Source organism: Pedobacter fastidiosus (assembly GCF_014306625.1).
Taxonomy (GTDB): Bacteria; Bacteroidota; Bacteroidia; order Sphingobacteriales; family Sphingobacteriaceae; genus Pedobacter; species Pedobacter fastidiosus.
Genome location: NZ_JACRYL010000002.1, coordinates 1 through 26,512 on the forward strand (window position 1 = coordinate 1; position 26,512 = coordinate 26,512).

Here is a 26,512-nt window from a genome sequence, read left to right on the forward strand (position 1 = left end):
CCTTATCAAATTAACTCGGCTAAGGGGAACTTTTTAGATTGGCGAAGAGGGGTCAATTTGAAGCGGTTTATCCACTACGCTGTTAAATAAGGCGTTTTTAAAGGATATTGAAAAATATAAGCCAATAGCGGGCATGGAGGACGTTTATGTAAGCTTTATCAACTATTACTATAAAGAAAGAATGTCTGGTAAGAATGACTTAAGAAAGCAGATTTTATCACAAATAGCCGTTCTTAATAAGCGTACAACCAAGTTAAGGGAAATGCTTTTAAATGAAGAACTGGAAGCTGGGGATTACAGGTTAATGAAGTTTGAGAATGAAGAAAAGATAAAAAACCTTGAAAATGACCTCATGGAATTAGCAACCGATCGTACAAACATACCTGAACTCGTAAAAAAAATGGTTGATGTATCGGTGAAAATCGTTTCCAAATACCCAAAACAATCCGTTTCTTTTCAAAGAAAGTTTATAAATGCCATTTATCCGCAAAAATTGGTATTCAATGACGTGACTTATCGAACACCTAAAGCCAATCCTGGATTTGCTCTTATTAGCCTCGTAAACAGTGAGTTGGCTAAAAATAAAAATGGGACAAATCAGATGTTTTCTGACTTGTCCCATAAGGTGATCCCGCTGGGATTCGAACCCAGGACCACTACATTAAAAGTGTAATGCTCTACCAGCTGAGCTACGGAATCGACTTTATTTAAAACGTTATCCGTTTCCTTTAAAGTGGTGCAAATATAGGGTTCTAATGCATTTCTTGCAAATAAAAATTTCTAAAATATGCTACTATATTGATTTATAGGCGAATTAATTATTATTGACTGTTTTTAAGAAGATAATTAATAAATTTAACGCACTAATTTTATCCCAATGATTCCTATTTATGATTAAGAGCCGAAACTTTCTTTACCTTTTTCTTGCTGTATTTATTGTTGCTTGTAGCTCAAATCAAAAAAAAGAAGAAGCTGAGGTAAAGCGAAAGAAAGATTCTTTAGCCTCTTGCGAAATGAATTTACCCAATCGCTATGGTTCAGGTTTAGATACATCGAAAATTACAGCGCATAAAACGAATCATGATGGAATGGTTTATCTAAAAGCTAACGAGTTCCAAATGGGCGCTTCAGATAAAGAAGGTCGTGAGGATGAATACCCACAACATAAAGTAAAGCTATCTTCTTTTTGGATTGATGTAACGGAAGTAACCAACGCAAGTTTTAAAAAATTTGTAAAAGAAACTGGTTATATCACTACTGCAGAACGCAAGCCAGATTGGGAAGAAATGAAAAAACAACTTCCGGCAGGAACAGCAAAGCCAGATGACAGTGTTTTGGTGGCGGCATCTTTGGTTTTTTCTCAATCAAAAAGCATTACTACTTTAAATGATGCATCGCAATGGTGGCGCTGGGTTAAAGGAGCAGATTGGAAACATCCCCACGGGCCAAAAAGCAACATTACAGGGAAAGATAATTATCCGGTAGTGCATGTTTCTTGGGATGATGCAATGGCATATTGTAAGTGGGCTGGAAAAAGATTACCAACCGAAGCAGAATGGGAGTATGCGGCAAGAGGTGGTTTAAACAATGCTTTATATCCTTGGGGCAACGAAGATATAGAAAAAGGGAAGCCAAAATCGAATACCTGGCAGGGGAGTTTTCCCCTTAAAAATACAGATTGGGATGGTTTTAATGGCCTAGCGGCAGTTAAGCAATTTAAACCCAACGGATTTGGCTTGTATGATATGGCCGGAAACGTTTGGGAATGGTGCAACGATTGGTATAGGCCAGATTATTACGCATCCTTAAAAGGCGTTACCGATAATCCACAAGGTCCTGGCGATAGTTATGATCCAATGGAGCCTTCCATTCCTAAAAAGGTGGTTAGAGGCGGTTCTTTTATGTGCAGTGCATCATACTGCAAAGGCTATCGCGTAACTTCCAGAATGAAAACCTCTACCGATACCGGCTTAGAACATACTGGCTTTAGGTGTGTAAGTTCTAACTAAAACCGTGTGTACAAATAAGTTAATTGAAAATTACGCAAACGTTTGAGTTAAAATAATATAAAATATTTGTTTAGTTTGGTGCTATCAATTTAAATCGAACCACCTAAACCAACATTTCATGCCGAACACTTTAACTCAGGGTCAAACCAAAGGGCCTAAACCACTTGTTATTATTTGCGGATTGTTTTTCATTTTTGGCTTTGTAACCTGGGCCAACGGAACACTAATTCCATTCTTTAAATTATCCTTCGGCTTATCAGATATCCAGGCTTTTCTAGTAACCTTTGCATCTTACATTGCCTATTTCTTTTTGTCGCTTCCCGCATCGTGGATTTTAAAGAAAACAGGCTTTAAAAATGGAATTATTTTAGGTTTATTGGTTTTAGGTGCAGGCTCATTATTATTTATTCCAGCGGCGCAAACTAGAACCTTTGGTTTATTCTTAACCGGAATTTTTGTTCAAGGTGCAGCCTTAGCCTTACTTCAAACGGCTTCCAATCCATACTTAACCATTATTGGCCCAATAGAAAGTGCCGCAAAAAGAATTAGTATAGCCGGAATCTGCAATAAATTTGCCGGTATAATTGTTCCTTTCATCATGGGAACACTGTTCTTAAAAAATGCCTCAGTTATAGAAAAGAAAATTGAATTGGCTACAGGTTTGGCAAAAGAGCAATTATTAAATGATGTTTTGGGTCGTGTAAATACACCATATATCGTTCTAGCTATAGTTTTCTGCCTATTTGCACTGGTTATTAAGTTTACCGATTTGCCTGAAGTTAATGTAGAAGAAGATGTTGTAGATGAAACTCTTGGCGCAGTTGTTCCCCACAAAAGCATCTTTCAGTTTCCACATTTGTTTCTCGGCGCATTCTGTATTTTTGTATATGTAGCGGCCGAAGTAATGGCCGGAGATATTATTGGCGTTTATGGCAAGGCCTTAGGCATTAGTCCAGATATTAGCAAGTATTTTACGGCACTCACGCTTTCGAGCATGTTAATCGGCTATATCATCGGTATCATAACCATTCCCAAATTCATTTCACAGCAGTTTGCTCTAAGAATTTGTGCCATTTTAGGGCTCATATTTACCATTGCAGCCTACCTAACTTCAGGCTATACCTCGGTTATTTTCATCGCCTTGCTGGGCTTGGCTAATTCATTAATGTGGCCGGCAATTTTTCCATTGGGCATTAGCCATTTGGGTAAGTTTACTAAAACAGGCTCTGCAATTATGATTATGGGCATTGCAGGAGGCGCAATCTGGCCTTTATTGTACGCTTATGTAAAAGATCATCTTCATTTAGATTTTCAGCTTTCTTATTTCATAACCGTAATGCCGTGTTATTTATACATCTTGTTTTTCGCTATAAAAGGGCATAAAGTTGGCTTGAATTTGAAATAAATTTTGGAAAGCAGTTTCAGTAGTCAATAGGTTAAATTGCTCCCGCTATTCGTTCCAAGCCTTTTACCGAAGAAAAATCGGCATTCAGTCTTTACACTGCTATCGGGTTTATAAAATTCTGAAATACAACTATTTAAGTATGAATATCTATCGCCCTAAAATTGCTAATGATGAAAAAACCACGATTCAAATCATTTTGACATATATTTTTCCTTAATTTGACGAATATCTGGAAACGAACAAAGTTTATCCAACCTCAATTTTTCTTTAATAAAACATGAATAAAGCTATTTTCCTTGATCGTGATGGCGTCCTCAATCACGAAATTTACGATTACATCTGTCGAGTAGAAGATTTTGAAATTTTAGAATATCAAATCCCTGTTTTAAAGAAACTTTATGATGAAGGTTATTTATTAATTGTAATTACAAATCAAGGAGGAATCGCTTTAAAAAGATACACTGAAGAAGAACTCGCAACCATGCATCAAATGCTAAAAGCTTCTTTTGTAGCCAAAGTTGCAGATATTGCAGGCTTTTATTACTGTCCGCATCACCCAACCGTTGGTGGCGAGTGCAAGTGCCGTAAACCAGCTTCAGGAATGCTTTTAGATGCAATTGAAAAGTTTAATATCGATCCTGCACAATCTATTATGATTGGCGATAAACCACGCGATGTAGAAGCCGCCAATGGAGCAGGAGTAAGAGGAATTTTGATAGAACCTGATGAGCAGATTGATTACGATAAAATTAAAGAAGCACTTGCTAAGTAAAATAGGGTTAGTTTAATCAACATAAACCTTTAAATTTTCAGTCTTAACGCTTACAAATTATAACAAGCTTTTGCGTTGCCTCCAAATAATAGGTTTCTTTCTGTTGTAGTAAATCTTTCAGCATATTTGCTTACCAAATTGAACCAAACAGAATAGGGTCTACTTATTAAAACAACTGGCCAATCGCTTCCGTAAAGTATTCGGTTAACGCCGAAGCTTTCGAAAATTATATCGAAGATATTAAACAGTTCTGCTTCTGTCCAATTCTTCCAATCGGCCTCGGCCAACAAACCTGATAATTTGCAATGTACATTCGGATTTTCGGCTAGAATTTTAATGTTGGCTGTCCAATTCTTTATTTCGCCACTTTTAATATTCGGTTTACCACAGTGGTCTAAAATAAATGGTTGATCAGGAACTTGATCAACCATTTTAATTAGATGTGGCAACTGATCGTGATAAACCAGTAAATCGTAAGTATAATTGTGATTTATAAGTTTTTTTAATCCGCCAATAAACTTTTTATCGAGGATGAAATCTTTACTTTCAGCCTGTAAAACATGTCGCCAACCTTTAATTTCTTTAAAGTAGCTCCAATAATTTAAGCGCTCTTCCAAATTGGGATTTCGTAAATCTACCCAACCTACAATACCTTTTATTAAATCGCTTTGTTCGGTTAGTGATAAAAGAAAGTTATTTTCTTCTTCACTTTGATTCGCCTGTACCGCAATGCATCCCGAAATCTGAAGATCATTAAATACCCGCATTAAATTCTTAGGGTTAAAATTCTTTCGGATGGCTTGCATTTCTTCTGTAATCCAATTATCTCTAATTGGGTCGTAATTCCAAAAATGTACGTGCGTATCAATCATAATATTTATTTGAGTTCGAAAATTTGTTCCATGATTTTCCATTTTTCACCTGGCTTACTATTTGGCAATGCCTGTTGAAATTTCCACATCAATTCTTCCCATTCCTGTACTTTTGCATTTGCTAAATCGGCCTTTGATTTGGCCTCAAAGGAGAAGTTTTCATTTACATCCATAATCATAAAGAGCCGATTACCAAGTAAGTAAATTTCCAGTTCTTCCACTCCGGCAGATTTAATGCTTTCTTTAATTTCTGGCCAAACTGCTTGATGATATTGCCTGTAGCTTTCAATCAGTTGATCATCGTTAACCAAATCTAGGGTTAGGCAATATCTTTTCATTAGGCTTCGCTATATGCTTTAACGGTTTGTTTGCTACTTCCTAAGCCATCAATCCCAAGCTCTACAACATCGCCACTTTTTAAATACCAAGGTTCTGGTTTTTGTCCTAAACCAACTCCAGCAGGCGTACCTGTTGTAATTACGTCTCCCGGCAAAAGCGTCATAAACTGACTGATGTAAGAAACCATAAATGGCACATTAAAAATCAGATTCGAAGTATTTCCATCCTGAAGTGTTTTGCCGTTTACCGTAAGCCAAAGGCGAAGATTGTGTACATCGCTAATCTCATCTGGCGTTGCAATAAATGGACCGATAGGAGCGAATGTATCGCAACTTTTGCCCTTTACCCATTGTCCATTTCTTTCCAGCTGGAATTCCCGTTCGCTGTAATCGTTATGCAAAACATAGCCTGCAATGTGTTCCAATGCATTTTCTTCACTCACGTAGTTAGCTTTTTTGCCAATCACAATCGCCAATTCAACTTCCCAATCAGTTTTTTTGCTGTTTTTAGGAATAATTAAATCATCATTAGGGCCAACAATTGCAGATGTTGCTTTAAAAAACAATATGGGTTCTGTCGGGATGGCCGCATTGGTTTCTGCCGCATGATCTTTATAATTTAATCCAACGCAAATTATTTTTGATGGACGGGCGAGTGCTGGACCTAAACGAACACCCTGATCCACTTTTGGTAAGTTTGCGGTTTTAATTTCTTCTGAGAGTTTTTTTAGGGCATCGCCAGCAAAAAAAGCCTCGTCGTAATCGCTCACTAAAGAAGATACATCATAATATTGATCTTCGATTATTACTCCAGGCTTTTCAGATCCTGCTTCACCAAATCGTATTAACTTCATTTTAATGTGTTTTTATCTCTTAATTAATTCTTTATTAGTTGTTTAAAGTGGTAAATCCACCATCAATCGGGTAATCGCATCCTGTAATAAAAGAGGCTTCATCGCTACACAAATATAAGGCTAGAGCGCCAATTTCTTCTGGCTGTGCCATTCGCCCAATAGGTTGTGTTTTAGAAAGCTTCTCAAACATTTCCGGAATGTTATCTGGATAGTTTTTCTGCAGAAATCCATCAACGAATGGCGTATGCACACGGGCTGGAGAAATTGAATTGCACCTGATATTCTCGCCGATGTAATCTTTGGCAACACTCATGGTCATTGCTTTTACGGCTCCTTTAGCTGTGCTGTATGCAAATCGATCTGGCAAACCAATTAACGCCGCAATGGAAGCCATGTTGATAATTACACCACCACCAGACTGACGAATTTTTGGAATAGCAGCATAAAGACAATTGTAAACGCCTTTCACATTTACTCGCATAACTCGATCAAAGTCAGACTCTTCAGTAGTATCAGCCTTGCCAATGTGTGCAATACCAGCATTGTTTACCAAGATATCTATATTTCCAATTTGATCAAAAACTTTTAAAACATCATCGTGATTGGAAACATCACAAGCGTAGCTAAAAGCTACATTTCCATTGCCATTTATTTCTTCTAATGCTGTTGATGCCTGCTCAATTCCCAGTTCAATAATATGAACTTCGGCCCCTTGTTTAGCCAAAATTGTTGCTATAGCTTTTCCAATGCCACTTCCTCCTCCTGTAACTACCGCTTTTTTATTCTTTAATGAAAACATGATATTTGGTTAATGATTTATATTGATTGTGAAATATATCGATTTTATTAGTTCTATACCGATGGAATTTCTAAACAAATGGTAACAATGTAGAGATAACTATTCAATAACATCTTAATACACAAGTCGCAGGTTTACATTTGATTTATGGATTATTCCTTTACAAATAAAAAAGATTTTACCCAATTAAAATTATATGTTCTTAGCTAAATATTATGTGATATTGGCATAGCAGATTATTTGTTCTACCTCACAGAAAGCCATTGTAACGAAATAATTGCACTAATCACCTAAAGATAACATTGTACATTAATTTGGGGAAATGTTACAGAAATGACCAATTTGCATTTGCTATATTTGGAGTTCAATTCTAACTAAATATTGCAATTGGGTCTTTTTTTAAGACTTGATTTTCTTAACCACATTGAATGAGAAGTTTTATAATTTTTGTTTTCTGTTTATTCATACATCCCTCATTTTCTGATGCTTCGGCTAAGTCAGTTAAAAAGGAGCAAAGCATTTATATTTCTTTGGCGCCCAATGTTCGGGTTAAATTCGGTACTGAGAAAATACGAACAGCACTTAATAATATCGGTTTCGATGTTAAGGTTATCCAAGTAGATCGGATTCCAAAAGGAAAGAAAATAGTGGTGGGGTTATTTTCCGATCAGTTTTTCAAAACTGTTTTACCAGATTCTATAAAAAATAGAGCAATTTCTGCGGGAAAAGAGGGTTTTGTAATTTCTTATGGAAGAGATGGAACCTTATATGTTGTTGGTGCTGATGCTTCTGGTGTACTTTATGGTTGCATAGAGTTGGCCGATCGGATTACTGCTGAAGGAAAAGTTCCTACTCATATTTCCTTAACAGATCATCCGGAAATGGTGATGAGGGGAACTTGTATCGGTCTTCAAAAAACAGATTATTTACCTGGTCACGATGTTTATGAATATCCTTACACACCAGAAACCTTCCCGTGGTTATATGATAAGCAGTTGTGGATTAAGTATTTGGATATGATGGTGGAGAACCGTTATAACTCGCTTTACCTTTGGAATGGCCATCCTTTTTCTTCTCTAGTAAAACTGAAAGATTACCCTTATGCAGTTGAAGTAGATGATGCAACCTTTAAAAAGAACGAAGAAATCTTTCGTTTTCTTACTGCTGAGGCAGATAAAAGAGGAATCTGGGTGATTCAGATGTTTTATAATATCATTATTCCAAAGCCTTTTGCTGATAAATTCGGAATGAAAACTCAGGATCGTAACCGTCCGATTGTTCCCATAATTGCTGATTACACCAGAAAATCTATTGCAGCTTTTGTAGAGAAATATCCAAATGTAGGTTTAATGGTTGCGTTGGGCGAAGCCATGGAAGGCGTGGGGCAAGATGACATTGATTGGTTTACAAAAACAATTATTCCTGGCGTTAAGGATGGTTTAAAGGCAGCTGGAATTAAAGAGGAACCACCAATTGTTTTGAGGGCGCATGATACCGATGCACCGGCTGTAATGAAAGCCGCTCTACCTTTTTATAAAAACCTATACACAGAAAATAAATTTAATGGCGAAGCCTTGACCACTTATGAACCTCGTGGTGCTTGGGCAGAATTGAATCGTAAATTAGCTTCAATCGGAACGATGAACATTTCAAACGTTCATATTTTGGCCAATTTGGAGCCTTTCCGTTATGGTTCTGCAGATTTTATTCAAAAATCTGTGCAAGCGATTAATAAAATTTATGGAGCAAAAGGGCTTCATTTATATCCTCAAGCCAGTTATTGGGATTGGCCATATACTGCCGATAAAACTAAAACCCGCGAATTGCAAATAGATCGCGATTGGATTTGGTATAAGGAGTGGGCTCGTTACGCCTGGAATTCTAACCGAGATCGCTCAGCTGAAATTGATTATTGGGGCACAGAACTGGCCAAAAAATACGGAACAGATTTAAACGGTGGCAAGGCAATTTTAAACGCTTATGAAGAATCCGGTGAGATTTCGCCTAAGCTTTTACGACGATACGGAATTACCGATGGCAATAGGCAAACGCTTACGCTTGGAATGTTGATGACGCAATTGATTAACCCTTATCGCTACGGTGTTTTTACTTTAATGTACGAATCTGAAGCGCCTGAGGGTGAAATGATTATAGATTATGCAGAGAAGGAATGGAAGAAACAAGAACATATTGGTGAAACACCTATGCAGATTGCTAAAGAAGTTGTGGAGCATGGAAAAAAGGCCTTAAAATCCATCAATCAAGCCTCAGTTACTAAAGATACCGCAGAGTTTAGAAAACTTAAAAATGATATGTATTGCTACAATGCAATGGCAAATTTCTATGCGGAAAAGGTAAAATCTGCTTTATGGGTTTTGCGATATAAATATTCAAACAATGTGGCCGATTTAGAGCAAGCTTTACCCTTTTTAGAAAGCAGTGTGAAGTACTATACCGATTTGGTAAAACTAACGGAGAACGATTATTTGTACGCAAATAGTATGCAAACCAAACAAAGGAAAATCCCGATGCGTGGCGTAGATAAAACATTCATTCACTGGAAAGAAATGTTGCCTGTTTTTACAAAAGAATTAAGTCACTTTAAACAAAGTATAGATTCGCTTAAAAATGTAAAGGGAGATTTAACCGCCAAAATTATTCCTTATAAAAACGCAGAAGTCAAGGTTTTATCTCCAGACGTTGAAAGTTATGTTTTAGATAAAAATGTTCAGGTATTTTCAGATACATCCGCTCAGATTAAGGAAATAACGGAGCAATTGGTGGGCTTGAAAGGCTTGAAATTATCTAAAGAGAGCCAGATTAAATTGGGTACAGAAATTAAGTTTAGTACAAAAATACCTGTTAAACTTTTGGTTGGTTATTTTAATCAAAAAGATGGCAAAACACTCTTGCCACCTCAATTAGAGATCGATGCAAGCGCTAATAATTACGGTCAATCAGAAATAAAGATTTCTAACGCAGTTGTGGTTAACGGTTTTGCACCTGTAAATGTTCATGCTTACTCTTTCCCTGCAGGAACACATACTTTAAATTTGGGAAAAGGCGCTTGCTTATTGTTGGGTTTTATTGATGATAAACAAGAACTGCGGATTTTTAATGCAGGTTTAGATGGTCGTGGAAAAGATATAGATTGGTTATTTGAATAATGATAAATAAGAAAAAATTTACAGCAATTGCTTTATTCCTGTTTTTGGGAATAAGTGGTTTTGCACAGCAGAAATCGATTTTAGGTACAGAAAAACTACAAAAATATGTAACCTATTTCAACTCTATTGATACGGAAGCCGTAAAGAATTTCGTGCCTAATGCACAAGCTTTCGATTGGTTATCAGACAATGTTCCAATGTTCGAATGCCCGGATACCGTTTTAGAGCAAAACTACTATTATCGTTGGTGGTCGTTTAGAAAGCACTTGGTTAAAACGCCGGAAGGTTTCATTTTTACGGAATTTATTGAGCCTGTAAAACATGCCGGAAAATACAACTCCATAAGTTGTGCATTGGGTCATCATATTTATGAAGGTAGGTGGCTCAAGAATACCAGCTACTTAAAAGATTATATTAAGTTTTGGCTGTATCATGCTGATGTTGGTCAAACCAAGCAACGTTTTCATCAATTTAGCAGCTGGGTAGATGATGCTGTTTATCAGAATTATCTGGTAAAACCTGATCAAGAATTTCTAAAAAGTATCCTTCCTGCGTTAGATGCAGATTATACCAAATGGGAAACCGAAAGGCAGTTAAAAACAGGACTATTCTGGCAGAACGACGTAAAAGATGGAATGGAAGAATCGATAAGTGGTTCAAGAAAAGATCAGAATATGCGCCCAACCATCAACAGCTATATGTATGGAAATGCGAAGGCTTTAACCAATATTGCTACGTTATTAAAAGATGAAAACTTAAAAGCCAAATATCAGGCTAAATCAACCATCCTTAAAAAATTGGTTCAAGATAGTTTATGGAATTCAACTTCATCATTCTTCGAAACTAAGCTTGCTAAAGGTGGCTCTGCAAATGTTAGGGAGGCAATTGGTTTTACGCCCTGGGATTTTAATCTTCCAGATGATCGTGCAAATTACGCCAAAGCTTGGGATCAACTATTGGATACTGCTGGCTTTAAAGCACCTTGGGGATTAACCACTGCAGAAAGAAGAAATCCAACTTTTAGAACCAGGGGAACAGGACACAGTTGTGAATGGGATGGTGCATTATGGCCGTTTGCGAGTTCTCAAACATTAAAGGGATTATCAAATTTGCTGGTTAATTATAAAAATCACGGTAAAATGACTTCAGAAATCTTTTATCGCGAACTGCACCAATATGCATTATCGCATATTAAGAATGGAAAACCGTATCTTGGTGAATATCAGGATGAAAAAACAGGCGAATGGTTAAAAGGCGATAATCCAAGAAGTAGTTTTTATAACCACTCTACTTTCAACGATTTAATTATTAACGATTTAATTGGCGTTAAACCCCGAATTGATAACGTTTTAGAAATTTATCCATTAATTCCCAAAGGAAAATGGGATTGGTTTGCATTAGATAATTTATCTTATCATGATAAAACAATAACTTTGGTTTGGGATAAAACGGGCAAAAAGTATAATAAGGGAAAGGGTTTCCTAATTTATGTTGATGGCAAGCAGATTTATCAAGCGAAAGAACTTAAGCCTGTTCGTATTCCCATGAATTAGTAATTATCAATTTTAAAACCTTCGATGAAATCTCCCAAGTTGCCAAATAGCATTAAAATTTTATTAATCATTTGTATATCAACATTCTTCAGCTCGAAGGTTGATGCGCAATCTTATTTCAATGTGGTTAAATTTGGTGCCAAAAATGACAGTAGTAAATTAGCTACGCAAGCCATAAAAAAAGCGATAGACGCCGCGGTAAAAGAGGGTGGTGGAACGGTTTATTTTCCTGCTGGCAAATACTTAACAGGCCCAATTCATTTAAGAAGCAACATTACCATTTTAATTGATGCAGGAGCAGAACTTCATTTCAGCGATAATTTTGATGATTATTTGCCGATGGTTCAAAGCCGATACGAAGGCGTTGATGTGATGAGTTTTTCGCCACTTTTTTATGCTTACAAGGCCGAAAATATCTCGATTATTGGTCGTGGAATTATTGATGGTCATGGAGAAAAATGGTGGAACTTCGTTGAGGGTTATAAAGAGGATCAACCACGAAGTAAGTGGCAATTAACATTTGATAAACAAAATAAAGACATTCTTTTGCCCGATGATGCAAAGCAGATGCAACGCGGATTTCTTCGTCCTCCGTTTATTCAGCCTATGTTTTGCAAAAATGTGCTGATCCAGGGAATTACTATTCGCAACTCTCCATTTTGGACGGTAAATCCCGAATTTTGTGAAAATGTAACCGTCCATGCCGTCACCATAAATAATCCACCATCACCAAATACGGATGGAATTAATCCAGAATCTTGCAAAAACGTTCACATTTCCGATTGCCACATCAGCGTTGGTGATGATTGCATTACTATAAAATCAGGCAAGGACGAACCCGGAAGAAAGATGGCTGTTCCGGCAGAAAATTATACGATTACAAACTGTACCATGCTTTCCGGGCATGGTGGCGTGGTTATCGGCAGTGAAATGAGTGGCGATGTAAGGAAGATTGTAATTTCTAACTGCGTTTTTGATGGAACGGATAGAGGAATTCGAATTAAAACTGCCCGCGGTAGAGGTGGGGTGGTAGAAGAGATTCGAGTTGATAACATCATCATGAAAAATATTGGCTTGCAGGCCATTGTTCTGGATATGCAATATGCTAAAACCAATGTTGAAAAGGTTTCTGAACGCACTCCAAAGTTCAGAAATATCCACTTTAGCAACATTACTGGTCAGGTTAACCAAGCTGGATATTTAAATGGCCTGGAAGAAATGCCAATTGAGAACATCACCTTTACGGATGTTAATATGGAAGCCAAAACCGGTTTTAATATTTCTTTTTCGAATAAAGTTGAGTTCCATAATGTTCAGGTTAACACCGAAACAGGTCCATCCATTATTGCAACTAGAGTTAATAATTTAACCATTAATGGATTTAAAAGCTACAAGCCACACGCAAATGTGCCCATTGTAGATTTAAAAAACGTGAGCGATTTATTTTTATACAATGCCTTTCCAGTAACAGGAACCTCTATTTATATGAGATTGAGCGGTGCTGGTACAAAAAATATCGCCATCGGCAATAACAATTTCAGAAATGCCCGACTAGGAATCCGCAAGGAAAAAGATGTTTTTGAGAATATCGATGTAATTTCTGGAGATAAAGGTCAATAATTAAACGATTTAAAATGCCCATAATGCTAACCAAAACCACGAAGTATTTTTCTATTTTATTTCTTTTGAGTTTAGGTTGCGCTAATGTTTTCGCACAAAATAATCAGCTTTGGTATAATAAACCTGCCGAAAAATGGACAGATGCACTTCCAGTTGGGAATGGCAGGTTGGGCGCCATGATTTTTGCTGGCCCAAATGTAGATCACATCCAATTTAACGAAGAAACCCTTTGGACTGGAAAACCTAGAGATTACAATAAAAAAGGTGCTTCAGCTTATCTTCCTCAAATTAGAAAATTACTTTTCGAAGGCAAACAGAAAGAAGCCGAGGATTTAGCCCAGCAAGAATTTATGGGGCTTCAAAGTGAAACTGGAGATCGCAGTAAATGGGTTAAGGAAATGCAATCTGGCAAAGGAATGCAAGGTAATCCGGCTTTGGAAGGTTATGATGATAAACTTTGGAAAAACATTCAAGTTCCATCTTACGAAGGTTGGGAAGCTGTTGGTTTGCCCAATTTGGATGGTGCAGTTTGGTTTAGAACTACCTTTGATGTTCCAGAAAACTGGATAGGAAAGGATCTTGTTTTGGATTTAAATAGAATCCGAGATCAGGATTTTACTTATTTAAACGGGCAATTGGTTGGCAACACCGATAACAATGAGCCAAGAAAATATACCATTCCAGCAAAGCTGATTAAGAAAGGGAAAAACGTAATTGCCATTCAGGTACTAAATTATTTCGATAAAGGCGGTTTGGCCGGTTATAAGGATACTAAAAAGAAGATTGGGATTTATCCTGTTGGGTTAGATGTAGAGCAAGGAATTTCTCTGGTTAAGGTTTGGAAGTATAAAATTCAAAACGAAGATCCGCCAGAAGTAGCACAGTATCAGGCAAGTTATCAGCCCTTTGGCGATCTCAATCTTCATTTTAAGCAAGCGAAATTACCCATTACCAATTATAAGCGTTCGTTAGATTTAGGCACTGCGATTTCTAAAACAATGTACAGCTTAGGGGGTGTGGATTATGAGCGGGAATATTTTGCAAGTGAACCCAATCAAGCAATCGTTATTCATTTCTCCGCAAGCAAATTAGGTTCTATTGGTTTTGATGCAGAATTATCCAGCGTTCATCGAAAATCTGAAATTAGAGTTATAAACGATCATACCATTGCGCTAACTGTTCAAGTAAAGGATGGTGCATTAAAAGGTGAAAGTAGATTAACGGCCATTGTTAAAAAGGGAACTATAAAAATCATAAACAATAAGATTAGCATTAATCTTGCTGATGAAGTGACGCTTTATTTAACAGCAGGAACCAATTTTGTAAATGCAAACGATGTTTCGGGTAATCCTACCCTTGCAAATGTTAAGGCTTTGGATGGGTTAAAAGGTAAAAGTTATGCAGATGTTAAGGCAGATCATATAAAGGAATATCAATCTTACTACAATACATTTAGCGTAAATTTTGGATCATCAGAAAATGAAAATTTGCCAACCGATGAGCGTTTAGAGAAATTCGGAACTTCAAATGATCCAGCTTTTGCAGGTTTATATATGCAATATGGAAGATATTTACTGATTTCGAGTTCGAGACCGGGAACACAGCCTGCAAATCTTCAGGGCATTTGGAACGATTTATTGAGTCCGCCTTGGGGGAGCAAGTACACCACCAACATTAATTTAGAAATGAATTATTGGCCGACAGAAATTTTAAACTTATCGGCTTTAAATGATCCACTTTTCAAGAAAATAGAAGGTTTATCCATTTCTGGTAAGGAAACGGCCAAAGAATATTACAATGCAAAAGGTTGGGTTTTACACCATAATACCGATTTATGGAATGGAACTGCGCCTATAAATGCTTCCAATCACGGCATTTGGGTTTCTGGCGCAGGTTGGCTAAGTCAACACCTTTGGGAGCATTATCTATTTACAAAGGACAAGCAATTTTTAGAAACCGAAGCTTATCCATTGATGAAAGAATCGGCTCTGTTTTTTGAAGATTTCTTAGTAAAAGATCCAAAAACAGGTTGGTTGATTAGTACGCCATCAAATTCTCCAGAAAATGGTGGTTTGGTTGCAGGGCCGACGATGGATCATCAAATCATCAGGACGCTTTTTAGAAATTGCATCGAAGCATCGAAAGTGCTTGGAAAAGATGAAGCATTTAGGAAAGACTTAAGCACGAAATTACTACAGATTGCCCCAAACCAAATAGGCAAATACGGGCAATTACAAGAGTGGCTTCAAGATGTAGATGATACCACCAATAAACACAGACACGTTTCGCATTTGTGGGGCGTTTATCCGGGAAATGACATTACTTGGGATGGAGATTCTAAAATGATGAATGCCGCTAAACAATCCTTAATCTACCGCGGAGATGATGCAACAGGATGGAGTTTGGCCTGGAAAATAAACTTTTGGGCACGATTTAAAGACGGTGATCACGCCATGAAATTGGTTAAAATGTTAATTAAACCAGCAGGAAATGGAGCGGGGTGTTATGTTAATTTATTCGATGCACATCCACCGTTTCAGATTGATGGAAACTTTGGCGGTTCGGCAGGAATTGCAGAAATGATTGTTCAAAGTCACCAAGGTTATCTTGATCTTTTGCCAGCTTTACCGAGTGATTTACCTTTTGGAGAAGTTGAAGGTTTATGCGCTAGAGGTGGTTTTGAATTAAATATTAGCTGGGACAAGGGAAAATTAACTGGGCTAGAAATCAAATCCAAAATGGGTGGTATTTGTAAAATTAGATATAAAAACCAAGCGATTAGCATAGATACAAAAGCAGGAAAAGTGTACAGAGTTAGTGGCGAATTAAAAGCATTATGATCAGGTTTTTAAAATTTTATTTGATTCTAATTTTCTTTGCAACATTTAAAAATGTTTCCGCTCAATCGCCATTTAGAAAAGATCTTTCTCTTAATGCAGATTGGGTAACCACTGCTGATGAGAAAAGCATTCGTGCTTTTGATGGTTTCCAAGCCGAAAAGTACAACGCTATTAATTGGAAGAAAGTAAATGTGCCACACAATTGGGATCAATATGAAGGCTATCAACGTAAACTTCATGGCAATAAACATGGTTACGCTTGGTATCGGAAAACTTTTAAAAGCAATGAAATCAAATCAGGAAAGCGCTTTTTTCTTTATTTTGAAGGGGTAGGTTCTTATGCTGCGATTTGGCTCAACGGCAAAAAAGTTGGCTATCATGCAGGCGGAAGAACCACATTTACCTTAGATGTAACCTCGGCGATTAAATTAAACAATCAGCAAAATATTCTAGCAGTACGAGCAGATCACCCAGCAAATATTCAGGATTTACCTTGGGTTGATGGAGGCTGTTCTACCGAAAGGGGTTTTTCTGAAGGTTCTCAACCGATGGGTATTTTTAGACCTGTTCATTTAATTGTTACGAGTGAAACAAGAGTTCAGCCTTTTGGCGTTCACATCTGGAACGATAATAAAATTTCGGCTCAATCAGCTGTGCTGAACATAGAAACTACCTTAAAAAATTATAGTGCTCAAACAAAATTGATCACTGTTTTAACCCAACTTGTAGATCAAAATGGAAAAGCGGTTACTAAATTAAAGCATACAGAAAATGTATCAGCAGGGAAGGAAACTGTTTTTACTCAACAGACAGATAAAATTATCAATCCTAAACTTTGGTCGCTAGAAAACCCTTATCTATATACTTTAAAAACCACGATTTTTGAAAATGGAAGGCAGGTTGATGAAGTAAAAACGCCTTACGGAATCCGTTGGATCAGCTGGCCATCCGATAGCTATCAGATAGGAGATAAAACAAGTCAAAAAGTATTTCTATTAAACGGAAAGCCTGTTTTTATAAATGGCATTGCAGAATACGAGCACTTGATCGGGCAAAGCCATGCTTTTAGCAAGGAGCAAATCCGATCTCGGGTAATGCAGATAAAATCGGCGGGTTTCAATGCCTTTCGCGATGCCCACCAACCTCATAATTTGTTGTACTCTGATTATTGGGATCAGCTTGGAATTCTCTGCTGGACACAAATGGCCGCTCACATTTGGTATGATACACCTGAATTTAGAAAAAACTTTAAATCACTTTTAACGGATTGGGTTAAGGAGCGAAGAAACAGTCCGGCGGTAGTTTTATGGGGATTGGAAAACGAAAGTACCTTGCCAGAAGATTTCGCAAAAGAGTGTACAGAATTGATTAGAAAGCTAGATCCAACGGCTTCATCGCAAAGAAAAGTAACCACCTGTAATGGCGGAAAGGGTACCGATTGGGATGTGCCACAGAATTGGACAGGAACTTATGGTGGTAATCCATTAACCTATGGCGATGATTTAAAGAAGCAAGTTTTAGTTGGCGAATATGGTGCCTGGCGCACACTCGATCTTCATAGTTTAGATTCTGGGGAAAAAGGGTACACGGAAAACAACATGACGGATTTAATGGAAACTAAAGTTCGTTTGGCCGAATCCGTTAAGAATGAAACTGCTGGTCACTTTTTTTGGCTTTACAGCTCTCACGATAATCCTGGAAGAGTTCAAGGTGGCGAAGGTTTAAGAGATTTAGATAGAATTGGGCCGGTAAATTATAAAGGCATGTTTACGCCTTGGGAAGAACCGACCGATGTTTATTATATGTTTAGAGGCAATTATGCACCTAAAGAAACAGAACCAATGGTTTACATCGTTTCGCATACCTGGCCAAACCGTTGGTCAGCTCTCGGAATAAAAGATAGTGTTGTTGTGTATTCAAATTGCGATGAAGTGGAGCTTTTTAATGATGTTGATGGGAAATCGCTCGGTAAAAGAACAAGGAAAGGTGTGGGGAGTCATTTTCAATGGAACAAACCAAATATTGAGTACAATGTGCTATATGCAATAGGTTATGTAAACGGAAAAGCGGTGGCTAAAGATGTTATCGTGTTAAATAGCTTACCTAAAGCGCCCAATTTTGAGCGGTTAGTTAAAAATACTAACGTGATCGAACCGCTGAAAAACTACAACTATTTATACAGATTAAACTGCGGTGGACCAGAATATACAGATCAATATGGAAAAGTTTGGTCTGCAGATCAACAATTAACCTCAAACAAAGAAAATTATGGTTCAAACTCTTGGACGGCAACATTTCCCGGTGTTCCATCTTTTTTTGCAAGTCAGCGGAGAACTTTTTCTCCAATTGATGGAAGTTCAGATTGGAAATTGTTTCAATCTTTTAGGTATGGAAGAGATCAATTAAGCTTTAATTTTCCAGTTCCTGAAGATGGCGAATATTTAGTGGAAATGTATTTTATTGAACCTTGGCTGGGAATTGGTGGAGGTTTAAACGCTGAAAAAATGCGCCTTTTTGATGTCGCGGTGAACAACAAAACTGTAATCAAAGATCTAGACGTTTGGAAGGAAGTTGGCACAAACAAAGTTTTAAAGAAAACGGTAAAGGTTTTCAGCAAAGCTGGTCAACTTGTGGTTTCCTTCCCGCAGATTAAATCGGGGCAAGCCCTTATTTCGGCTATTGCGATTAGCAGTTTAGACAAAAAAATTAAACTTGGCAATCAAAGTAATTCCATCATAAATGCCACACAAAGTGATGAATATAAAGTTACAAGTTGGATGGATCTTGGCGATAAACAATTTCTAAACAGTCAAGAGGAGTTTGCATCCCTACCTCCAAATTTGTATGGCGCAGAATGGATTCAATTGACAGCCAAATATTCAGATATTTCGTTTAAAGTCAATCAAGAAGCAGATGTGTTTGTAGCCTTGAATAAAGATCACATCCAAAATTTAAATGGCTATGAAGACACTAAGACCCATATTTTAAATAGCTTGGGTGAAACATTTCCTGTTTATCGCAAACGATACAAAAAGGGCGAACAAGTCGTTTTGGGCAGTACTATTTTAACAATCGCTGTTATCCCGCCAAGTAATTTAGAACCCGCTTACGATTTAAAAACTATAACCAGTTATAAGGCTACAGATGCCAATTTAAAAGGACAAAATATTGTTAAAGAAGATTTAATGGGTAAGCCGAGAGTCACCTTTAAAGCACCTACAGGAGATGCAATTGAATTTACAATTTCTGTTGGGGTAGCCGATACGTATTCACTCACTGTAAAATATCATAATCCATTGGAACAGAATTTAACTGCAAAATTGGAATTTCTAACGGCAGATGGAACGGTTATGAAAACCGAAAACGCAATCTTTACGCCCACAAAAGAAGGCAAGTGGAACTACCTTAACACCAATACCGGGAGCATGATAAATGCAGGAACTTATAGCGTAAAAATTACAGCAGAAAATTCTAAAGGACTTACAATCGATGCTTTAGATGTTCAATAAGATAAGATGGTATAATATGTAGCCAAAATCTTATATTAATACTGATATTTAGTCATGCATATTTGTTTTAACCAAATTAATACACGAGCCAACAAATAATGAAAGGTCTTCCTATACTCGATCTTGCGATCATCTTCATTTATCTTGTTGGAATGATATTAGTTGGGGTTTATTTTTCTAGAAAGAATAAAAACTCCGAGCAATTTACAAAAGCTTCGGGCCTTATTCCCGGATGGGCGATAGGTTTATCTATTTATGCAACATTTTTAAGCAGCAATACCTTTCTTGGAGTTCCTGGTAAAGCTTTCGGTGGAAATTGGAATGCATTTGTTTTCAGTATTTCTATGCCTTTAGCGGCATGGATTGCTTCGAAATATTTTGTTCCCTTTTATAGAAATACAGGTGAAATTTCTGCCTATACACATTTGGAAAAACGATTTGGTGCATGGGCAAGGGTTTATGCAGTAATTTGTTTTCTGCTCACTCAGCTGGCTAGAATGGGTTCAATCTTTTTTGGAATCGCACTTAGTTTGCAAGCTTTAACAGGATATTCCATGCAGATTATTATGATTGTAATGGGCATTTGTATCATTATTTACACCGTTTTAGGAGGAATTGAAGCGGTAATATGGACAGAGGTTGTGCAAGCTGTGGTAAAAACATTTGGCGCTTTGTTAATCCTTTATCTAATTATTACCAATATGCCTGGAGGAGCATCAAAGGTTATTGAGATTGGAAAATCGGCCCACAAGTTTAGCTTGGGCAGTTTTAAGCCCGATTTCATAAGTTCATCGTTTTGGGTGGTATTGTTATATGGGTTTTTTATCAACCTAAATAACTTTGGGATGGATCAAAACTATATTCAGCGATACCATACTGCTTCATCGAGTAAGGCCGCGTCGAAATCAATTTGGCTCTGTGTTTACCTGTATGTACCTGCTTCCTTGTTGTTTTTTATTATAGGATCTTGTTTATATGCCTACTATGATGTTCACCCAGATTTAGTTCAATCAATCAAACATCAAGTAGCGCTAGAAAGATTGCCAATTCATGCATCTGCAGCAGAAGTTTTTAAGTTGGAAAGTACACTTCAACCAGCAGATTATGGCGATAAGATTATGCCACATTTCATGGTAACGAAAATTCCAATGGGTTTGGTTGGGCTAATTGTTTCCGCAATCTTATCTGCTGCAATGAGTACAATAAGCTCTGGAATGAACGCCTCGGCTACCGTTTTTTCAGTTGATATTTATAAAAGATATATTAAGCCTGATGTTACCGAAAAACAAAATTTGTCGCTTTTGCACATGGCAACAATAGTATTTGGCCTAATGGGGATGATTGCGGGAATTGCAATGATTGGCGTGAAAAGTATTTTGGATGTTTGGTGGGAACTCTCGGGGATTTTTGCAGCAGGCATGCTGGGCTTATTTCTCCTTGGTATAATTAGCAGACAAACAAAAAACCACGAAGCCATAACAGCAACAATAATTGGCATTGCCGTAATAATATGGATGACATTTTCTTCTCTTCTTCCTCCAGAATATGAAGTTTTTAGAAATCCATTACATAAAAATATGATTATCGTGGTAGGCACATTGACCATATTTTTAATAGGAATTTTCCTGACAAAAATTAAAAATAGAAAATTAAAAACAGTGCGTTAAATCCGATCAGGTTTATCTCAGACAGTCATTTAAATAAGAATTTTACCATATCATTTAACAAATGGAAAACTCACAAAAAGGGTTCATCCCGGTTATGCTTACGCCATTTTTAAGCAACGGAAATATAGATTATCCTGCACTTACACAGCTAACAGAGATTTATTTACAAGCTGGATCATCGGGGTTATTTGCAAATTGTCTTTCTAGCGAAATGTTCGAGCTGACAGATAAAGAGCGAATACAGGCAATTAAGCATGTTATAAAAGTTGTAGATGGCGCAGTGCCGGTTGTGGCAACAGGAACCTTTGGCGGTGCGATTTCAAAGCAGGCCGATTTTGTTAAAGAAGTTAGCGATCAAGGCGTTGAGGCAGTGATTGCGATAACCAGTTTGTTGGCCGATGAAAACGAATCTGATGATGTTTTTAACGATCGTGTTTTTGATTTATTGAAGCAGACACACGAAATTCCTATCGGTTTTTACGAATGTCCGGTGCCTTACAAGAGAGTTTTGAAACCACAACAACTCGCTGATTTCGTTTCTACAGGCAGAGTGATATATCATAAGGATACTTCATTAGATTTAGCGCAGATCAAACAAAAATTGAAACTTACAGAGGGTTATGCTTTTGGTTTGTACGATGCTTATATTGTTCACGCTGTGGAATCTTTAAAGGCAGGTTCTTCGGGTTTATCGTGTATTCAAGGTAATTATTTTCCTGAGTTAATCGTTTGGTTATGTGATCATTATAACGATGAAACCTTAAGAGAAGAAGTTCAATCTGTTCAGCAGTTTTTAATTGATAATATGGATGTGATGCATAACGTTTATCCAATTGTTTCTAAATATTTCTTACAAAAAAGAGGATTGAATATTTCTACTTTCACACGGAGAGCAGTTGGTAATTTTACGCCGAATGTGATTAAAGAAGTTGAAAAATTGTTTGAAGATTATTCCGTACTGAGAAGTGATTTAAATATCCAGGTTTTTATCTAGAGCATCATCTTTCAAACCTCGTAGGTTTTTAAAACCTACGAGGTTCCTTGTAGCCGTCCCCTCGACGGAGTGAAGAAATCTTTGAAACTAATGTTCAAAGGTTTCTCCGTTCAGCTGTGCTCCAGTCGAAATGACGGAGAGAAGGAAATCAACTAATATCGTCCTTTCGACCGAAGTGGAGAAATCTTCGCAACTAATGTTAAAAGGTTTTTCCATTCCGCTGTGCTCCAGTCGAAATGACGGATAGAAGGAAATCTTTGCAGCTAATTTTCAAAGGTTTCTCCATTCCGCTATACTCCAGTCGAAATGACGGATAGAAGGAAATCTTTGAAACTAATATCCAAAGGTTTCTCCATTCCGCTGTGCTCCAATCGAAATGACGGATAGAAGGAAATTTTTGAAACTCAAACTTATTCATTGTTCAAAGGTTTCTCCGTTGCGCTGTGCTCCAGTCGAAATGACGGCTAGAAGGAAATCATTGCAACTAATGTTCAAAGGTTTCTCCGTTGCGCTATGCTCCAGTCGAAATGACGGATAGAAGGAAATCTTTGAAATTAACGTTCAAAGGTTTCTCCGTTCCGCTGTGCTCCAGTCGAAATGACGGATAGAAGAAAATCTTTGAAACTAATGTTCAAAGGTTTCTCCGTTTCGCTATGCTCCAGTCGAAAGGACGGATAAAAGGAAATCTTTGAAACTCAAACTTATTCGTTGTTCAAAGGTTTCTCCGTTCCGCTATGCTCCAGTCGAAATGACGGATAGAAGGAAATCTTTGAATTAATGTCCAAAGGTTTCTCCGTTGCGCTATGCTCCAGTCGAAATGACGGAAATGGAGCGGAATAACTAGATCGTCCTTTCGACCGAAGTGGAGAAATCTTTGCAATTAACTTTCAAAGGTTTCTCCGTTGCGCTATGCTCCAGTCGAAATGACGGATAGAAGGAAATCTTTGCAGCTAATTTTCAAAGGTTTCTCCGTTCCGCTGCGCTCCAGTCGAAATGACGGATAGAAGGAAATCTTTGCAACTAATGTCCAAAGGTTTCTCCATTCCGCTGTGCTCCAGTCGAAATGACGGATAGACGGAAATCTTTGAAACTAATGTCAAAGGTTTCTCCGTTCCGCTGTGCTCCAGTCGAAATGACGCATAGAAGGAAATCTTTGAAACTAATGTTCAAAGGTTTCTCCGTTCCGCTGTGCTCCAGTCGAAAGGACGGAGATAGAAGGAAATCTTTGCAATTAACGTTCAAAGGTTTCTCCATTCCGCTGTGCTCCAGTCGAAATGACGGAGAAAAGGAAATCTTTGAAACTAATGTTAAAAGGTTTCTCCATTCCGCTGTGCTCCAGTCGAAATGACGGAAATGGAAAATAATAAGTTTTAATCCTTAATTCAAATACTTCCGCTTGTAATCCAATGGCGTCATTCCGGTAACTTTTTTAAAATGGCGATAAAAGTTAGAAACGTTGTTGAAACCACAATCAAAGCAGATCATCTCCGTTGGAAGTTTATTTTCAATTAAAAACCGACAAGCGTGGCTTACCCTAATTTCGATTAGAAAATCATAAAAAGTCTTCTTCGTCATGAGCTTAAAATACCTACAAAAAGAAGTAACACTCAAATTGCTTAACGAAGCCACTTCATCTAATGTAATGTCTTTTTTATAATTGCTTAAAGTGTAATTACAAATTTTATTAATTCGCAGTGTTTCAGATTCATTAGATTGGTAAAAGGTGTTTTTACTCGTAACAATGGTATTGTATTCATCGGTTTCTGCCAAGGTTTTAAGAATAGATAATAAAATGATAACTCGATCTAAATTGGTCGCATCAACAGCTTTTCGCATTAAATCAACCAGTTTATCTTTAGCCTTTCCTGTAATAACCATTCCACTTTTTGCCTTTTCAAATAACTTGGGAATCAAGTAAGCTTCGGGTAAATTCAATAAATATTTGCCTAAACAATCGGGCAAAAAATGAATCACCATGGCTTCTGTATTAAGATCTGGATTGCCTTGAAAATATTCGTCTTTACAACGCCAAGTATGTGGTAAATTTTCACCGATTAACACCATTTCATCGGGTATAAAATTGCTGATGTTATCGCCTATAAAACGAACCCCTTCACCTTTAATCACATAGTGTAATTCTAACTCTGGGTGGTAGTGCCAAATGTTTCCAAAATCTGGTTTTATATCATGGCGAATGCTAAAGGAGCTTTGAAGCGTAACAGGAACTTTATGGAAATGAGGTTTCATGCTATAGTAGTAAATATTTGGTTATTGCACCTTATTATGTTTGGCAAATCATAATAGATACAACGCTAAAGTTAGGTAGTTTTATGGTAACATCCTATATTAATTTGCTAAAAAGTATCATTAATTAACGTTTTTGATTGTTGAGTTTTGTATAGAGCCTTATAGGCGGTAACCAAAATATAAACTGACAAATTATTTTTCTATAAATTTTTTGTTCATTAATAAATTATGAGACAAGGTAAACAAGGAGAAATTTTAATGGTTTCTAGTGGAGATCTACGGCTATCGGCTAACCAAAATTGCTGGGCTGCTCAACTGGAAATGGAAAAAAAATTGAATACAGCTGTAGAAAAATTCGGCTTCACCGTTAAGCGTGCTCATCCTTACAACTCTACCAAAAAACACGGCTTTATCGATTCGCAAAGAATGGGCATGGATATCTTTAGAAATATTGATCCACAACAACCTATTATTGTTGCAGAAAGCGTTTGGCAATATTCGCACCATGTACTTGCGGGCTTAACTACTCACCGCGGACCAATATTAACCGTAGCCAATTGGAGTGGCCAATGGCCGGGTTTGGTTGGAATGTTAAATCTAAATGGTTGCTTAACAAAAGCTGAAATTGCATACAGTACTCTTTGGAGCGAAAATTTTACGGATGTTTTTTTTACCGATGGTTTGCAAGAATGGTTATCCACTGGAAAAATTAGTTACGATCAAAGTCATGTTAAAAGCTTCTCACTAAACAAAATACCTTCAGCTGATGAAAAGACGGGTAGAACTTTTGCCCGGAACTTAAAAGAGCGTAAAGTGATTATGGGTGTTTTTGATGAAGGTTGCATGGGAATGTACAATGCTATCATTCCTGATGAACTGCTCCATAAAACTGGTTTTTTTAAAGAACGTTTAAGTCAATCTGCGTTATATGCTGGTATGCTTCAAGTTACAGAAGCTGAAGCTCAAAAAGTTTTAGATTGGCTACTAAATAAAGGCATGACTTTTAATTGGGGAGCAGATGAAGAAACTCAGCTTACCAAAAAGCAAACTTTGGAGCAGTGCAAAATGTACATTTCTGCGTTGCGCATTGCTGATGATTTCAGTTGCGATACCATTGGAATCCAATATCAACAAGGTTTAAAAGATTTAACCGTTGCAAGCGATTTAGTAGAAGGCTTATTGAATAATGAAGATCGTCCGCCTGTATTTTCGACGGCAGGTAAAGAGTTATACGCAAAGAAAGCACTTCCACATTTTAACGAAGTTGATGAATGTGCCGGTTTAGATGCATTGGTTACCTATAATTTATGGAATGAATTGGGAATGACCGGAGAAAATACCTTACACGATATCCGTTGGGGCGAAAATTACAAAGGCGAAAATATTGATGGATTTGTATGGCTATTCCTAATTTCTGGCGCTGCACCTCCAGCACATTTTATAAATGATTATGCTGGTGCAAGCAGTGAAAGACAACCACCAATGTATTTCCGCTTGGGCGGTGGCTCTTTAAAGGGAGTAAGCAAACCAGGTTTCATCGTTTGGAGTAGGGTTTATGTAATGGAAAATGAATTACATTGCGATCTTGGCGTAGGTGAGGTTGTTGCTTTACCAATAGCGGAAACGAACAGAAGATGGAATTTAACAACGCCAGAATGGCCTATAATGCATGCCGTTTTAAAAGGAGTAAGTAGAGATCAGATGATGGCAAGACATAAAGCAAACCACATTCAGGTGGTGTACACCAATTACGAGGCAAGCGCACATGAAGCTTGCAGAATTAAAGCTGCTGCTATGGATGAACTTGGCTTAAAAGTACATTTTTGCGGAGATGTTAATCTAATAAAAAAAAGCAATTCAAATTAA

The 26,512-nt window shown here is 37.3% G+C and carries 16 protein-coding genes and 1 tRNA gene; 11 read left to right on the forward strand and 6 right to left on the reverse strand.

Annotated features, from left to right (window positions below; all coding sequences use genetic code 11):
- Positions 1–626: 626 nt before the first annotated feature.
- A tRNA-Lys gene (locus H7U22_RS02135) sits at positions 627–699 on the reverse strand.
- 191 nt (positions 700–890) lie between these two features.
- Between H7U22_RS02135 and H7U22_RS02140 the strand changes: the two genes are divergently transcribed.
- The 3 genes from H7U22_RS02140 to H7U22_RS02150 all read left to right on the forward strand — a co-directional run bounded on the left by H7U22_RS02140 (position 891) and on the right by H7U22_RS02150 (position 4,186).
- Positions 891–2,009, forward strand: coding sequence for a formylglycine-generating enzyme family protein (locus tag H7U22_RS02140; RefSeq protein WP_187069703.1), 1,119 nt, complete (start codon positions 891–893; stop codon positions 2,007–2,009).
- 118 nt (positions 2,010–2,127) lie between these two features.
- Positions 2,128–3,414, forward strand: coding sequence for a sugar MFS transporter (locus H7U22_RS02145; protein WP_187069704.1), 1,287 nt, complete (start codon positions 2,128–2,130; stop codon positions 3,412–3,414).
- 277 nt (positions 3,415–3,691) lie between these two features.
- Complete coding sequence (locus H7U22_RS02150) at positions 3,692–4,186, forward strand: D-glycero-alpha-D-manno-heptose-1,7-bisphosphate 7-phosphatase (protein WP_187069705.1); 495 nt, start codon at positions 3,692–3,694, stop codon at positions 4,184–4,186.
- A 50-nt stretch (positions 4,187–4,236) separates the two neighbouring features.
- On the opposite strand, the gene H7U22_RS02155 is transcribed toward H7U22_RS02150, so the two are convergent.
- The 4 genes from H7U22_RS02155 to H7U22_RS02170 are packed head-to-tail and all read right to left on the reverse strand — an operon-like array spanning position 4,237 to position 7,049.
- Entirely contained in the window at positions 4,237–5,058 is an 822-nt protein-coding gene (locus H7U22_RS02155; protein ID WP_187069706.1) for an amidohydrolase family protein, read from the reverse strand.
- A 5-nt stretch (positions 5,059–5,063) separates the two neighbouring features.
- Positions 5,064–5,396, reverse strand: coding sequence for an L-rhamnose mutarotase (locus H7U22_RS02160; RefSeq protein ID WP_187069707.1), 333 nt, complete (start codon positions 5,394–5,396; stop codon positions 5,064–5,066).
- A complete protein-coding gene (locus H7U22_RS02165; RefSeq protein ID WP_187069708.1) occupies positions 5,396–6,250 on the reverse strand; it encodes a fumarylacetoacetate hydrolase family protein in 855 nt (284 codons plus the stop codon). Before H7U22_RS02165 ends, H7U22_RS02160 begins: the two co-directional genes overlap by 1 nt.
- A 34-nt stretch (positions 6,251–6,284) precedes the next feature.
- Positions 6,285–7,049 (reverse strand): SDR family NAD(P)-dependent oxidoreductase, encoded by a 765-nt coding sequence (locus H7U22_RS02170; RefSeq protein WP_187069709.1) that lies wholly within the window; start codon positions 7,047–7,049, stop codon positions 6,285–6,287.
- A gap of 428 nt (positions 7,050–7,477) precedes the next feature.
- Here H7U22_RS02170 and H7U22_RS02175 point away from each other — a divergent pair, with 428 nt between their 5' ends.
- The 7 genes from H7U22_RS02175 to H7U22_RS02205 all read left to right on the forward strand — a co-directional run bounded on the left by H7U22_RS02175 (position 7,478) and on the right by H7U22_RS02205 (position 22,399).
- The gene (locus H7U22_RS02175; protein WP_187069710.1) at positions 7,478–10,216 is read left to right on the forward strand and encodes an alpha-d-galacturonidase; all 2,739 of its coding nucleotides are present in this window, start codon (positions 7,478–7,480) and stop codon (positions 10,214–10,216) included.
- Entirely contained in the window at positions 10,216–11,769 is a 1,554-nt protein-coding gene (locus H7U22_RS02180) for an MGH1-like glycoside hydrolase domain-containing protein (protein WP_187069711.1), read from the forward strand. The genes H7U22_RS02175 and H7U22_RS02180 overlap by 1 nt, the downstream gene beginning before the upstream one ends.
- A gap of 24 nt (positions 11,770–11,793) precedes the next feature.
- A complete protein-coding gene (locus tag H7U22_RS02185; RefSeq protein ID WP_187069712.1) occupies positions 11,794–13,389 on the forward strand; it encodes a glycoside hydrolase family 28 protein in 1,596 nt (531 codons plus the stop codon).
- A 23-nt stretch (positions 13,390–13,412) separates the two neighbouring features.
- A complete protein-coding gene (locus H7U22_RS02190) occupies positions 13,413–16,229 on the forward strand; it encodes a glycoside hydrolase family 95 protein (RefSeq protein WP_187069974.1) in 2,817 nt (938 codons plus the stop codon).
- The gene (locus H7U22_RS02195) at positions 16,226–19,738 is read left to right on the forward strand and encodes a malectin domain-containing carbohydrate-binding protein (protein ID WP_187069713.1); all 3,513 of its coding nucleotides are present in this window, start codon (positions 16,226–16,228) and stop codon (positions 19,736–19,738) included. Before H7U22_RS02190 ends, H7U22_RS02195 begins: the two co-directional genes overlap by 4 nt.
- 98 nt (positions 19,739–19,836) lie before the next feature.
- Positions 19,837–21,405, forward strand: a complete 1,569-nt coding sequence (locus H7U22_RS02200; protein ID WP_187069714.1) for a sodium:solute symporter — start codon at positions 19,837–19,839, stop codon at positions 21,403–21,405.
- A gap of 61 nt (positions 21,406–21,466) precedes the next feature.
- The gene (locus H7U22_RS02205; RefSeq protein WP_187069715.1) at positions 21,467–22,399 is read left to right on the forward strand and encodes a dihydrodipicolinate synthase family protein; all 933 of its coding nucleotides are present in this window, start codon (positions 21,467–21,469) and stop codon (positions 22,397–22,399) included.
- 1,377 nt (positions 22,400–23,776) lie between these two features.
- On the opposite strand, the gene H7U22_RS02210 is transcribed toward H7U22_RS02205, so the two are convergent.
- Complete coding sequence (locus tag H7U22_RS02210; RefSeq protein ID WP_187069716.1) at positions 23,777–24,646, reverse strand: AraC family transcriptional regulator; 870 nt, start codon at positions 24,644–24,646, stop codon at positions 23,777–23,779.
- A 228-nt stretch (positions 24,647–24,874) separates the two neighbouring features.
- On the opposite strand from H7U22_RS02210, the gene H7U22_RS02215 reads away from it, so the two are divergent.
- Positions 24,875–26,512, forward strand: a complete 1,638-nt coding sequence (locus H7U22_RS02215; protein ID WP_187069717.1) for a fucose isomerase — start codon at positions 24,875–24,877, stop codon at positions 26,510–26,512.